Origin of the sequence: Kluyvera ascorbata (genome assembly GCF_023195735.1) — a bacterium.
Lineage (GTDB): Bacteria > Pseudomonadota > Gammaproteobacteria > Enterobacterales > Enterobacteriaceae > Kluyvera > Kluyvera ascorbata.
Window position 1 is genome coordinate 4,988,621 of record NZ_CP096201.1, and the last position, 12,437, is coordinate 5,001,057.

General features: G+C 53.0%; 10 protein-coding genes. 6 read left to right on the plus strand and 4 right to left on the minus strand.

The window, feature by feature from the left end:
- The first annotated feature begins 276 nt into the window (after positions 1 to 276).
- From glnA to MY052_RS23850, 4 genes are all read left to right on the plus strand, one after another.
- Positions 277 to 1,686, plus strand: coding sequence for a glutamate--ammonia ligase (glnA, locus tag MY052_RS23835; protein ID WP_035892307.1), 1,410 nt, complete (start codon positions 277 to 279; stop codon positions 1,684 to 1,686).
- 206 nt (positions 1,687 to 1,892) lie between these two features.
- On the plus strand, positions 1,893 to 2,942 hold the full coding sequence (glnL, locus tag MY052_RS23840; protein WP_035892306.1) for a nitrogen regulation protein NR(II): 1,050 nt from the start codon (positions 1,893 to 1,895) through the stop codon (positions 2,940 to 2,942).
- A 9-nt stretch (positions 2,943 to 2,951) separates the two neighbouring features.
- On the plus strand, positions 2,952 to 4,364 hold the full coding sequence (glnG, locus tag MY052_RS23845) for a nitrogen regulation protein NR(I) (protein WP_035892305.1): 1,413 nt from the start codon (positions 2,952 to 2,954) through the stop codon (positions 4,362 to 4,364).
- Between the two features lie 110 nt (positions 4,365 to 4,474).
- The gene (locus MY052_RS23850) at positions 4,475 to 4,582 is read left to right on the plus strand and encodes a YshB family small membrane protein (protein ID WP_147281518.1); all 108 of its coding nucleotides are present in this window, start codon (positions 4,475 to 4,477) and stop codon (positions 4,580 to 4,582) included.
- 69 nt (positions 4,583 to 4,651) lie between these two features.
- On the opposite strand, the gene hemN is transcribed toward MY052_RS23850, so the two are convergent.
- Both hemN and yihI read right to left on the minus strand, forming a co-directional pair.
- Positions 4,652 to 6,025: an oxygen-independent coproporphyrinogen III oxidase gene (gene hemN, locus MY052_RS23855; RefSeq protein WP_248537972.1), complete on the minus strand. Its 1,374-nt coding sequence runs from the start codon at positions 6,023 to 6,025 to the stop codon at positions 4,652 to 4,654.
- A 188-nt stretch (positions 6,026 to 6,213) separates the two neighbouring features.
- The gene (gene yihI / locus MY052_RS23860; RefSeq protein WP_248537973.1) at positions 6,214 to 6,729 is read right to left on the minus strand and encodes a Der GTPase-activating protein YihI; all 516 of its coding nucleotides are present in this window, start codon (positions 6,727 to 6,729) and stop codon (positions 6,214 to 6,216) included.
- A gap of 590 nt (positions 6,730 to 7,319) precedes the next feature.
- Between yihI and yihA the strand changes: the two genes are divergently transcribed.
- Positions 7,320 to 7,955 (plus strand): ribosome biogenesis GTP-binding protein YihA/YsxC, encoded by a 636-nt coding sequence (gene yihA, locus MY052_RS23865; RefSeq protein ID WP_035892382.1) that lies wholly within the window; start codon positions 7,320 to 7,322, stop codon positions 7,953 to 7,955.
- Positions 7,956 to 8,115: 160 nt separating this feature from the next.
- Here yihA and spfP read toward each other — a convergent pair whose 3' ends face one another.
- Both spfP and polA read right to left on the minus strand, forming a co-directional pair.
- Positions 8,116 to 8,163, minus strand: coding sequence for a small protein SpfP (gene spfP, locus MY052_RS24380; protein WP_071892919.1), 48 nt, complete (start codon positions 8,161 to 8,163; stop codon positions 8,116 to 8,118).
- 165 nt (positions 8,164 to 8,328) lie between these two features.
- On the minus strand, positions 8,329 to 11,124 hold the full coding sequence (gene polA, locus MY052_RS23870; protein ID WP_035892301.1) for a DNA polymerase I: 2,796 nt from the start codon (positions 11,122 to 11,124) through the stop codon (positions 8,329 to 8,331).
- Positions 11,125 to 11,520: 396 nt separating this feature from the next.
- Here polA and MY052_RS23875 point away from each other — a divergent pair, with 396 nt between their 5' ends.
- Positions 11,521 to 12,429, plus strand: a complete 909-nt coding sequence (locus MY052_RS23875) for an acyltransferase (RefSeq protein WP_035892300.1) — start codon at positions 11,521 to 11,523, stop codon at positions 12,427 to 12,429.
- Positions 12,430 to 12,437: the final 8 nt, after the last annotated feature.

Genomic DNA, 12,437 nt, shown 5'->3' on the forward strand with positions numbered 1-12,437 from the left:
CTTTGTGATCGCTTTCACGGAGCATAAAAAGGGCACCTGGACACAATTTGCACCAATATGGTGCTCATCGCTTCATGATAAGCACTATAATGGTGCAAAGACGCTATCGTGGTGCAGCCCTTTTGCACTATGGTGCGCATGATAACGCCTTTTGGGGGTGATTTAAAAGTTGGCACAGATTTCGCTTTGTATATTTCAAGGCAACAACGCCACTTTAAGCAGTGATTGAAGACCTCGTTACCACGACGACAATGATAAATCCGGGAGATGTTAAGTATGTCCGCTGAACACGTTTTGACGATGCTGAATGAGCACGAAGTGAAGTTTGTCGATCTGCGCTTCACCGATACCAAAGGTAAAGAACAGCACGTCACTATTCCTGCGCACCAGGTAAATGCCGAATTCTTCGAAGAAGGCAAAATGTTTGACGGCTCCTCTATCGGTGGCTGGAAAGGCATTAACGAATCCGACATGGTTCTGATGCCAGACGCATCTACCGCTCTCATCGACCCGTTCTTTGAAGAGTCTACCCTGATTATCCGTTGTGACATCCTGGAACCAGGTACCCTGCAGGGCTACGACCGTGACCCGCGCTCCATCGCTAAACGCGCTGAAGAGTACCTGCGCGCTACCGGCATCGCAGACACCGTTCTGTTCGGGCCAGAGCCAGAATTCTTCCTGTTTGATGACATCCGCTTCGGCGCATCCATCTCCGGTTCTCACGTGGCTATCGATGACATCGAAGGCGCATGGAACTCCTCCACCAAATACGAAGGTGGTAACAAAGGTCACCGTCCAGGCGTTAAAGGCGGTTACTTCCCAGTTCCTCCGGTTGATTCCTCACAGGACATCCGTTCTACCATGTGTCTGATCATGGAAGAGATGGGCCTGGTTGTTGAAGCGCATCACCACGAAGTTGCGACTGCTGGCCAGAACGAAATCGCAACCCGCTTCAACACCATGACCAAGAAAGCGGACGAAATTCAGATCTACAAATATGTTGTGCACAACGTCGCTCACCGCTTCGGTAAAACCGCGACCTTTATGCCAAAACCAATGTTTGGCGATAACGGTTCCGGCATGCACTGCCACATGTCCCTGTCCAAGAACGGCGTAAACCTGTTCTCCGGCGACAAATATGCTGGCCTGTCCGAGCAAGCACTGCACTACATCGGCGGTGTTATCAAACACGCTAAAGCTATCAACGCCCTGGCTAACCCGACCACCAACTCCTACAAGCGTCTGGTCCCAGGTTATGAAGCACCGGTAATGCTGGCTTACTCTGCCCGTAACCGTTCTGCATCCATCCGTATCCCGGTTGTTGCTTCTCCGAAAGCGCGTCGTATCGAAGTGCGCTTCCCGGACCCAGCAGCTAACCCATACCTGTGCTTCGCAGCACTGCTGATGGCTGGCCTGGACGGCATCAAGAACAAAATCCACCCTGGCGAAGCCATGGACAAAAACCTGTATGACCTGCCGCCAGAAGAAGCGAAAGAGATCCCACAGGTTGCTGGCTCTCTGGAAGAAGCGCTGCAGGCTCTCGATGCTGACCGCGAGTTCCTGACTGCAGGTGGCGTGTTCACTGATGAAGCTATCGACGCTTACATCACGCTGCGCACCGAAGAAAATGACCGCGTACGTATGACTCCGCACCCGGTTGAGTTCGAACTGTACTACAGCGTCTAATCGTATTTTGAGTTGTACTTTCCAGCTGTAGCGGCGCCATTGCCCTTGGGTTCTGGCGCACTCCCTGGAATTAAGTTGCCGTGGAAACTTTCAGCCCATCTCAGGATGGGCTTTTTTCTCCACCAACAACCTGATATCTCGCGCTTTTTACTCGTAAAAAGCTATACTGCACTAAAATAGTGCAAGCCTTTTCAGGAGACTGCTAAATGGCAACAGGCGCACTGCCCGATGCTGGGCAGATCCTTAATTCGTTAATCAACAGTATTTTACTGGTCGATGATGACCTCGCCGTTCACTATGCGAACCCTGCTGCACAGCAGCTGCTGGCGCAGAGCGCGCGCAAACTCTTTGGTACGCCTTTACCCGAGCTTCTAAGCTATTTCTCGCTGAACATTGGCTTGATGCAGGAGAGCCTGCAAACGGGTCAGGGGTTTACCGATAACGAAGTGACGCTGGTGATTGACGGACGCTCGCATATTCTTTCGCTGACCGCACAGCGTTTGCCAGACGGTTTTATTCTGCTGGAAATGGCGCCAATGGATAACCAACGCCGCCTCAGCCAGGAGCAGCTCCAGCACGCTCAGCAAATCGCGGCGCGCGATCTGGTACGAGGGCTCGCCCATGAGATTAAAAACCCACTGGGTGGCTTACGCGGCGCTGCACAGCTACTCAGTAAGGCACTGCCTGACCCGGCGTTGACCGAGTACACCAACGTCATCATTGAGCAGGCCGACCGCCTGCGTAATCTGGTCGACCGCCTGCTTGGCCCACAGCATCCCGGTACGCATATCACCGAGAGCATTCATAAAGTGGCAGAGCGCGTCGTCAAGCTGGTCTCTATGGAACTGCCGGAGAACGTCACGCTGGTGCGTGATTACGACCCAAGTTTGCCGGAACTTCCGCACGATCCAGACCAAATCGAGCAAGTTCTGCTGAATATCGTGCGAAATGCACTGCAGGCGCTTGGCCCGGAAGGGGGCGAAATTGTCCTGCGCACCCGCACCGCATTCCAGTTAACGCTGCACGGCGTGCGTTATCGGCTGGCCGCCAGAATTGATGTCGAAGATAACGGCCCCGGTATTCCATCACATTTGCAGGATACGCTGTTTTACCCAATGGTCAGCGGCCGCGAAGGCGGCACCGGGCTGGGTCTGTCGATAGCGCGCAGCCTTATCGATCAGCACTCCGGCAAAATTGAATTTACCAGTTGGCCAGGCCATACCGAGTTCTCGGTTTTCCTGCCAATCAAAAAATAAGGTGTGTTTATGCAACGAGGGATAGTCTGGGTCGTTGATGACGATAGCTCCATCCGTTGGGTGCTTGAACGCGCGCTCACCGGCGCAGGATTAACCTGCACCACGTTTGAAGGCGGAAAAGAGGTGCTGGATGCGCTGGCCACCAAAACGCCTGACGTGCTGATGTCCGATATCCGCATGCCCGGTATGGACGGTCTGGCGCTGTTAACACAAATCAAGCAGCGCCATCCGATGCTTCCGGTCATCATAATGACGGCGCACTCAGACCTGGATGCCGCCGTTAGTGCCTATCAACAAGGCGCTTTTGATTATTTGCCAAAACCGTTTGATATCGATGAAGCCGTAGCACTGGTAGAGCGGGCGATTAGCCACTACCAGGAGCAGCAGCAGCCGCGCAACGTGCAGGTCAATGACCCGACCACCGATATCATTGGTGAAGCACCAGCGATGCAGGATGTGTTCCGTATTATCGGTCGTCTCTCACGTTCGTCTATCAGCGTGCTGATTAACGGCGAGTCCGGTACCGGTAAAGAGCTGGTTGCTCATGCGCTGCATCGCCATAGTCCTCGCGTCAAAGCGCCGTTTATCGCGCTCAACATGGCGGCCATTCCAAAAGACCTGATTGAGTCCGAGCTGTTTGGTCATGAGAAAGGGGCGTTTACCGGTGCCAATACCGTTCGTCAGGGCCGATTTGAGCAGGCCGACGGCGGCACGCTGTTCCTTGATGAAATCGGCGATATGCCGATGGACGTCCAGACCCGTCTGCTTCGCGTACTGGCCGACGGCCAGTTCTACCGCGTGGGCGGCTATGCGCCGGTGAAGGTCGACGTGCGCATCATCGCGGCAACGCACCAGAACCTCGAACAACGCGTTCAGGAAGGCAAATTCCGCGAAGACTTATTCCACCGTCTGAACGTCATTCGCGTCCATCTGCCGCCGCTGCGCGAGCGTCGGGAAGATATTCCGCGCCTGGCGCACCACTTCTTGCAGGTTGCCGCGCGCGAGCTGGGCGTTGAAGCCAAGCTGCTGCACCCGGAAACCGAAGCGGCGTTAACGCGTCTGGCCTGGCCGGGCAACGTGCGCCAACTGGAAAACACCTGCCGCTGGCTTACGGTGATGGCCGCCGGGCAAGAGGTGCTGATTCAGGACCTTCCGAGCGAGCTGTTTGAAGCCAGCATGCCGGACAGCACCACGGCAACCTCGCTGCCGGATAGCTGGGCAACGCTGCTGGCGCAATGGGCCGACCGCGCGCTGCGATCCGGTCATCAAAACCTGCTTTCCGAAGCACAGCCGGAGATGGAGCGTACGCTGCTGACCACCGCGCTGCGATACACGCAGGGACACAAACAGGAAGCGGCTCGCCTGCTGGGCTGGGGTCGCAATACCCTGACGCGTAAGCTGAAAGAGTTAGGAATGGAGTAAGGCCAACGTGAAGTGTAAATATTGCTCGATTCGCGCAAGTTGCTGCAATTTTATACTTTACTGTTTCGATGAGTCAGTATTATTCAGCCCGCAAATTCGAGGGGACGATAATGTTTGAATCATTGATTAATTTGGCTTCAAGCGGCGCCGCCGGTCATTCACCACAGACGGCCGTTGCTGCCGTGCTGTGTGCCGCGCTGGTTGGGCTGTTTAGCTAAGCCGGATGGCGCTTGCGCTTATCCGGCCTGTAGGCCCGGTAAGCGTAGCGCCGCCGGGCAATATCAACGCTAAATCACCCGCGAGAACTGCTGCATCCGCGCTTTCTGCCGCAGATAGGCATCAAAGCACATACAGATATTACGAATTAACAGGCGACCCTTCGCCGTCACCTTAATCCCTTTATCATCTACATCCACCAGCCCATCCTGCGCCAGCGGTGCCAGAAGCTTCAGGTCTTCGGCAAAGTAGTCGCTGAAATTCAGCGTCCACTGCGTTTCTATCGCCGCGAAATCGAGGCTGAAGTTACAGATAAGCGCTTTGATCACATCGCGACGAATACAGTCATCGCGGGTTAACGCGATGCCGCGCCACAGCGCATTACCCTGCTCGGCAACCTGCTGATAATAGAGTTTCAGCTCTTTTTGGTTCTGCGCATAGCAGTCGCCAATCATGCTGATCGCCGATACGCCCATACCCAGCAGGTCGGTATCACCCTGAGTGGTATACCCCTGGAAATTGCGATGCAACACGCCTTCACGCTGGGCCACGGCCAGTTCGTTATCCGGACGAGCAAAGTGGTCCATACCGATAAACTGGTAGCCTGCCTGCGTCAGAGAGCCGATGGTTTCCTGCAAAATATCCAGCTTTTGCTGTGCCGACGGCAGGTCGGCATCTTTGATTTTGCGCTGTGCGGCGAACAGCGTCGGCAGGTGCGCGTAGTTAAACACGCTTAAACGGTCGGGGTTCAGCTCAGCGACGCGCTGGAGCGTGAAGGCAAAGCTCTCCGGCGTTTGCTTCGGCAGGCCGTAGATAAGGTCGATATTGGTCGAGGTGAAGCCAATTTCGCGCGCGTGGTTGAGCAGCGCAAAGATAAAGTCTTCATCCTGCTCACGGTTCACCAGCCGCTGCACTTCTTTGTTGAAGTCCTGTACGCCCATGCTCAGGCGGTTAAAGCCCTCGGCGCGCAGGTGGTCGATAACGTCCAGCTCAATTTCGCGCGGGTCAACTTCAATAGAGATTTCAGCATCGGCATCAAAGTGAAAATGCTCGCGCAGCAGCGTCATCAGGCGGCTAATTTGCGCCTTGTTCAGATAGGTTGGCGTACCGCCGCCCCAGTGAAGCTGGCTGACGTGACGGCCGGTAAACAGCGGCGCGCGCTGGCGGATTTCCTGCTCCAGCACATCAAGATATTGGTCAGCTTTATGCTGCTGGCGGGTGACGATTTTATTGCAGCCGCAGAAATAGCAGAGCTTGTGGCAGAACGGAATATGCACGTACAGCGACAGCGGACGCTCAGGGTAACGCGCGACGGCGTGGTGAAACTCAGGCTCGCCAAAGGCGTCAGAGAATTCCAGTGCGGTGGGATACGAGGTATAGCGCGGCCCGGAATAGTTATATTTCTGGATCAGGGCCAGATCCCAGTCGATTAACTGCTCAGACATGCTCACTCCTTCCGATGGTGTCGAGAACGACGACGGCGTGCCGGTCTGGCTCCATTTCGGAGCAACAGCCGGTTGCGCAGCCACTTTTGACGCCGCGACAACCGTCGTAGTTTAACGAATAACCACACCAGATAACATACAACCAAAAGGGTTATAAGCAGGACTGGCAAGCCAATCGGGTGCAAACGTTAGTTTCCGCCTCTCAGCAGACGCATCATGTCTGCCTTGCCCTCTTCTTCCTCTTCTTCTTCGTCATCATCGTAAGAGAGGCCGAGTTGCTGCATCAGTTCATCGATGCGATCCAGTTTAGCGTCGACCCATTTCTGCTCTTCAGCAGTCAGGGTTTCGTCATTTTCCAGACGTTCCAGCAGCGCATCCAGGCGCTCATCACTCTCCAGCATATCCAGCTCGGCCTGCGGTGAAAGCATAGGTTTCTCGCTCTTCGGTTTGGGCTGTTTAATGACCGGTGCGTCAGTAACGCCCAGCGCAATTGGTTTTTTACTGCCAATACGAGGATCTTTTTGCTGCTTTTGCTTATTGGAGCCGGATGCACCGTTAGAGCCAGTCGCACGGCTACCTGCCGCGTTACCACGGTGCTTTTTATCGTTTTTACGTTCGCGAGCTTCCAGGTCCAGTTCTTCGCGCGTTTTACGGCGCTGTTTGCCCGGAGCTTTACTGCGCGGTGCAGAGGTTGGTTTTTTCATGATGTCTGTCTTTAAGCCGTTTTATTCAGTATAGAATTGAGCCGGAATCTAGCAGAAAGCAAACAAAGAAAAAAGGCGACAGAGTAATCTGTCGCCTTTTTTCCTGACTCACAACCCTCTACGGGTTATACATTCCATGTTGGCTCTCAACGCGCCCTGTCTATCCGTTAGCTCTATAACAGTCCCTGTTATGGTCCTTATCCGTGTTCAACGTCTCCAGACGTTCGCCTTCCTGGCTAATTCCTTCGGTCTTCGCCTCCTGGCGTTCCTGACCGCTCATCCTGAGTCTGAATTCCTTCCGGCTCCCTTGCCGATGCGTGCTACTTTACCTTGTTGGATTAAACTAACAAGCAACGAAACGGTGGAAGATGAACAATTCAGAATATTGCCCAACATTAACTATATGATTCCAAATAGTTTGAATATTATGTCGCCTCCGTTTTCTCCTAAATTTCGCATAGTAGCAATGGCAAATGTCTTACAAACGAAGGGGCATCGTCTTACAGTCGATGCTCAACGAGGAAAACCAGTCTTTTTTTGCCGATCGGGTATAATCGCCCACATTGCCTTATTTAACGGAGATGACCGTTTTGACTAACTGGAATTATCAACAGACGCACTTTGTGACCAGTGCGCCTGATATCCGCCACTTACCTTCCGATACCGGAATCGAAGTGGCATTTGCTGGCCGTTCTAACGCGGGGAAATCCAGCGCCCTGAATACGCTGACCAACCAGAAAAGCCTGGCACGTACTTCAAAAACGCCCGGCCGTACTCAGCTGATTAACCTGTTTGAAGTCGCCGATGGCAAACGTCTGGTCGACCTGCCGGGCTATGGCTACGCGCAGGTTCCGGAAGAGATGAAAATCAAATGGCAGCGTGCGCTGGGTGAATACCTGGAGAAGCGTCTGTGTTTGAAAGGATTAGTGGTGCTGATGGATATCCGCCATCCGCTGAAGGATCTCGACCAGCAGATGATCGAATGGGCTGTCGCGAGTGAGATTCCGGTACTGGTACTGCTGACGAAGGCGGATAAGCTGGCAAGCGGTGCGCGCAAAGCGCAGCTAAACCAGGTTCGTGAAGCGGCGCTGGCCTTTAACGGCGACGTGCAGGTTGAAGCCTTTTCTTCACTGAAAAAACAGGGAGTCGATAAGCTGCGCCAGAAGCTGGACAGCTGGTTTAACGACATTCCGCCACAGGAAGAAGTCGAGGCAGCAGAAGAGTAACCCCCGCATTTATCCCGGATAGCGGCGCGCTGCGCCCTGTTCCGGGCTCGCCACATCCCGCTGATTTAACTCAATATCTTTTAAATTTATCGTGACGAAAACTTTTCTTTCGCCCAATAAAAAACGCCCCAGTCATTACTGACTGGGGCGGCTAAAATATTCAGCCAAATCCGATTACGTGAAGTAAAAGGTCTGAAAGATAGAACATCTTACCTCTGTACCCTACGAGATTAACTCTACTCTTTTTTACCCCGTACAGAAAGCACTTTTTGTAGTTTTTTTTCATTTGTTACATAACGAATTCTAATGTTCATCACAAAACTAGATAAGTTATGTTGCTTACTTACAAAAAAGAGCGTTATTCATCGGATACTTAATGAGCTTGATCCCAGTTTTCACCGCTGCCGACTTCCACCAGCAATGGCACGTCCAGAGTCGTACTGTTTTCCATTAATTCATGCACCTTCTTCGATACCGCATCCAGATCGTCTTTATGCACTTCAAAGACCAATTCATCGTGTACCTGCATGATCATACGGACGCGCGGTTTCTCGCTTTCTAACCATTTATCCACCGCAATCATCGCGCGTTTAATGATGTCGGCAGCGGTTCCCTGCATCGGGGCGTTAATCGCCGCACGTTCAGCACCTGCACGGCGAGCGCCGTTGCTGGATTTGATGTCCGGCAGATAGAGGCGACGACCATCGAGCGTGGCAACATAGCCCTGCTCTTTAGCCTGCTGGCGAGTACGTTCCATATAGTCCAGCACGCCAGGATAACGCTCGAAGTAGAGGTCCATATATTTCTGGGCTTCTTTACGCGGGATATTAAGCTGGCGAGCCAGGCCGAAGGCGCTCATGCCGTAAATCAGGCCGAAGTTAATCGCCTTAGCGCTGCGACGCTGTTCATTACTCACGCTTTCCAGCGGTAAGCCAAATACCTCAGCCGCGGTGGCGCGGTGGATATCCTTACCTTCGGCAAATGCTTTCAGCAGGCCTTCATCGCGAGACAGGTGCGCCATAATACGCAGTTCGATTTGCGAGTAGTCGGCAGAGACGATGAGGTAATCTTCAGGGGCAATAAACGCCTGGCGAATACGGCGCCCCTCTTCATTACGCACCGGTATGTTCTGCAAGTTTGGATCGGTTGAGGACAAACGCCCGGTTGCGGTGACCGCCTGGTGATAGGAGGTATGAACACGGCCAGTTTTCGGGTTGATCATCAGCGGCAGCTTATCGGTATAAGTCGATTTCAGTTTCGCCAGACCACGATACTCCAGAATCACTTTCGGCAGCGGGTAGTCGAGCGCCAGCTCTTCCAGCACTTCTTCCGATGTCGACGGCGCGCCGCCCGGCGTTTTCTTCAGCGGCTTGATGCCCTGCTTTTCAAACAGAATGGTCTGCAGCTGCTTCGGCGAGGAGAGGTTAAACTCTTCACCGGCAATTTCGTAAGCCTTTTGCTCCAGCTCTACCAGGCGCTTAGCAATCTCCTGCGAGTGCGCATGTAATACAGCAGGATCAATCTTCACGCCGTTGCGCTCAACGCGTGACAGCACCGGCACCAGCGGCATTTCAATCTCGTTAAAGATGCGCAGAGGTCCTTCATGCTTCTGCAGCTTCGGCCACATCTTCAGGTGCAGTTGGAGCGTCACATCGGCGTCTTCTGCCGCATAGCGACCGGCTTCTTCCAATGCAATCTGGTTGAAGGTCAGCTGGTTTTTACCTTTGCCAGCAATCTCTTCAAAAGTGATCGTTTTGTGTTTCAACCAGCGGTCAGAGAGGCTGTCCATATCATGGCGGCCGACAACGCTATCCAGCGTATAGGACTCCAGCATGGTGTCATAGGCGATACCGCGCAGCTCGATGCCGTAGTTAGCAAGGATACCGCGGTCGTATTTCAGGTTCTGGCCAACCTTCAGCAGCTTTTCGTCTTCCAGCAGCGGCTTGAGAAGTTCCAGTGCGCGTTCCCGGGAGATCTGGTCTGGAGCATCGAGGTAGTCATGCGCAACTGGCACATAGGCAGCGATGCCCGGCTCGGTCGCAAACGACAAGCCCACCATATTGGCAGAGATATTGTCCAGGCTATCGGTTTCGGTATCGAAAGCGAACAGCGGTGCTTTTTTCAGCTTCTCAATCCAGCTTACCAACGTGGCTTCATCGAGAATGGTGACATAGTTTTCGGATGACAATGTGGCTGCCGTTTCTTCAACTTCAACCTCAATTTCAACGTCGGCGGCTTTACCAGCAGGCTTAACGGCTGGTTTCGAGCCCTTGGCCTGCATCCAGGTGCCGGACTCTACATCGGTGATCCAGCGCTTAAATTCGTATTTTTTGAACAGCGTTAACAGCTCATCGGCCGCAGGCTCCGCAACAATCAGCTGCTCACAGCCCAGCTCCAGCTCAACGTCCGTTTTGATGGTTGCCAGCTTATAGGAGAGGTAGGCCAGATCTTTGTTCTGCTCAAGCTTCGCCGCCATGGTCTTCGCACCACGGAAGGTTAACCCGGCGATTTTTTCCGGTTCACCGTAGAGCGTATCCAGGCCACCCAGCCCTTGCAGCAGCGCCTGCGCGGTTTTTTCACCCACGCCCGGCACACCCGGAATATTATCCGAGGAGTCGCCCATCAGCGCGAGGAAATCAATAATCAGCTCCGGAGGCACGCCGTACTTGGTCACGACTTCATCCGGGCCGAGAATGGTATTGGTCATGGTATTGATAAGCGTAATGCCCGGTGTGACGAGCTGCGCCATATCTTTATCCCCGGTGCTGATGAGCACCGGACGGCCCGCTTTTTCGGCTTCACGCGCCAGCGTGCCGATCACGTCATCCGCTTCAACGCCAGAGACGGCCAACAGCGGAAGTCCCATGGCTTTCACCATCGTGTGCAGCGGTTCAATCTGCGCACGCAGATCGTCCGGCATTGGCGGGCGATGGGATTTGTAGTCTTCAAACAATTCGTCACGGAAGGTTTTTCCCTTCGCATCAAATACCACGGCGGCGTGGGTTGGCTGATACTGGAGGATCAGGCTGCGCAGCATGTTTAACACGCCGTACATCGCACCTGTCGGCTCTCCCGCACGGTTCGTCAGCGGTGGGAATGCGTGATATGCCCGATAGAGATAAGAAGATCCATCAACGAGGATGAGAGGGTTTTCAGGGATCTGAACCATAATTTCCGTGCCTGTTTATCAGATTATGGGTAAAGGATGCCACATACGGCATGAAAACATGAGTTTTTCGCCAAAATAACGCGAAAAGATTTGCAGATCCTCGCGATCGCACGCAAAACAAATTGTGGATAAGTTTGTGAATAGTTTTATTTTACTGATAACAAATGATATGTAACCAGCGATAAAGTAAAAATTACCTAAATAATTTCAATTAGTTAACTCAAGATCAAGGTTAGTGAGAGCGATCTGGTGGTAATTCACACAGTGTGGATAGACACTATGACCATTTTTCTATTCCGGTAAGACCCGTCATTTGGCGCGTTTTCTGTTAAAATCAGCCCCTTGTGCTCTTTTATATACGCACGTTATATAACTAACTATCTGAATAAACAAACTATGTCGAGATTGCTCGCTGCGATAACGTTGCCCATCAGTATCGCACTCACCATTTTATTGACCATATTGTGCTCAATACCGATTATTCTCGCCGGCATTATTAAATTGATTTTACCGGTACCGGTGATCTGGCGTTCCGTCTCGGTATTCTGCAACTTTATGATGTACTGCTGGTGTGAAGGGCTGGCAGCGCTGCTGCATCTCAACCCCTGGCTCAAGTGGGATATTGAAGGGCTCGAGACGCTCAATAAAAAGAACTGGTACCTGCTTATCTGCAACCACCACAGCTGGGCAGACATCGTGGTGCTATGCGTGATCTTCCGCAAGCATATCCCAATGAACAAATACTTCCTCAAGCAGCAGCTGGCTTGGGTGCCCTTCATGGGGCTGGCATGCTGGGCGCTGGATATGCCATTTATGCGCCGTTATTCACGCAGCTATCTGATTCGCCACCCGGAACGCCGCGGTAAAGATGTAGAAACGACTCGCCGTTCCTGCGAGAAATTCCGCGCGCACCCAACAACCATCGTCAACTTTGTCGAAGGCTCACGCTTTACGCCTGAAAAGCGCCTGCAAACCCGTTCGCCCTATCAAAACCTGCTGCCGCCAAAAGCTGCCGGTATTGCGATGGCGCTGAACGTGTTAGGCACCCAGTTTGATAAGCTGCTCGACGTGACGCTCTGCTACCCGGAAAACGATAAGACACCGTTCTACGATATGCTCAGCGGTAAACTGACGCGCATTGTGGTTCGTGTGAATCTGCGTCCGATTGACCCGGAGATGCATGGTGACTACGTGGGAGATAAGAACTTTAAGCGACGCTTCCAGCTATGGCTGAATGCGCTGTGGGAAGAGAAAGATCATCAGATTACAGACATCAAAGCAGAATACAAAAACGCCGGTCATTGACCGGCGTT

Coding starts and splice junctions, on each gene's coding strand:
- MY052_RS23850 (WP_147281518.1), top strand. CDS start 4,475: ATGTTTGAATCATTGATTAATTTGGCTTCAAGCGGCGCCGCCGGTCAT.
- hemN (WP_248537972.1), bottom strand. CDS start 6,025: ATGTCTGAGCAGTTAATCGACTGGGATCTGGCCCTGATCCAGAAATAT.
- MY052_RS23875 (WP_035892300.1), top strand. CDS start 11,521: ATGTCGAGATTGCTCGCTGCGATAACGTTGCCCATCAGTATCGCACTC.
- polA (WP_035892301.1), bottom strand. CDS start 11,124: ATGGTTCAGATCCCTGAAAACCCTCTCATCCTCGTTGATGGATCTTCT.
- yihI (WP_248537973.1), bottom strand. CDS start 6,729: ATGAAAAAACCAACCTCTGCACCGCGCAGTAAAGCTCCGGGCAAACAG.
- glnG (WP_035892305.1), top strand. CDS start 2,952: ATGCAACGAGGGATAGTCTGGGTCGTTGATGACGATAGCTCCATCCGT.
- glnA (WP_035892307.1), top strand. CDS start 277: ATGTCCGCTGAACACGTTTTGACGATGCTGAATGAGCACGAAGTGAAG.
- glnL (WP_035892306.1), top strand. CDS start 1,893: ATGGCAACAGGCGCACTGCCCGATGCTGGGCAGATCCTTAATTCGTTA.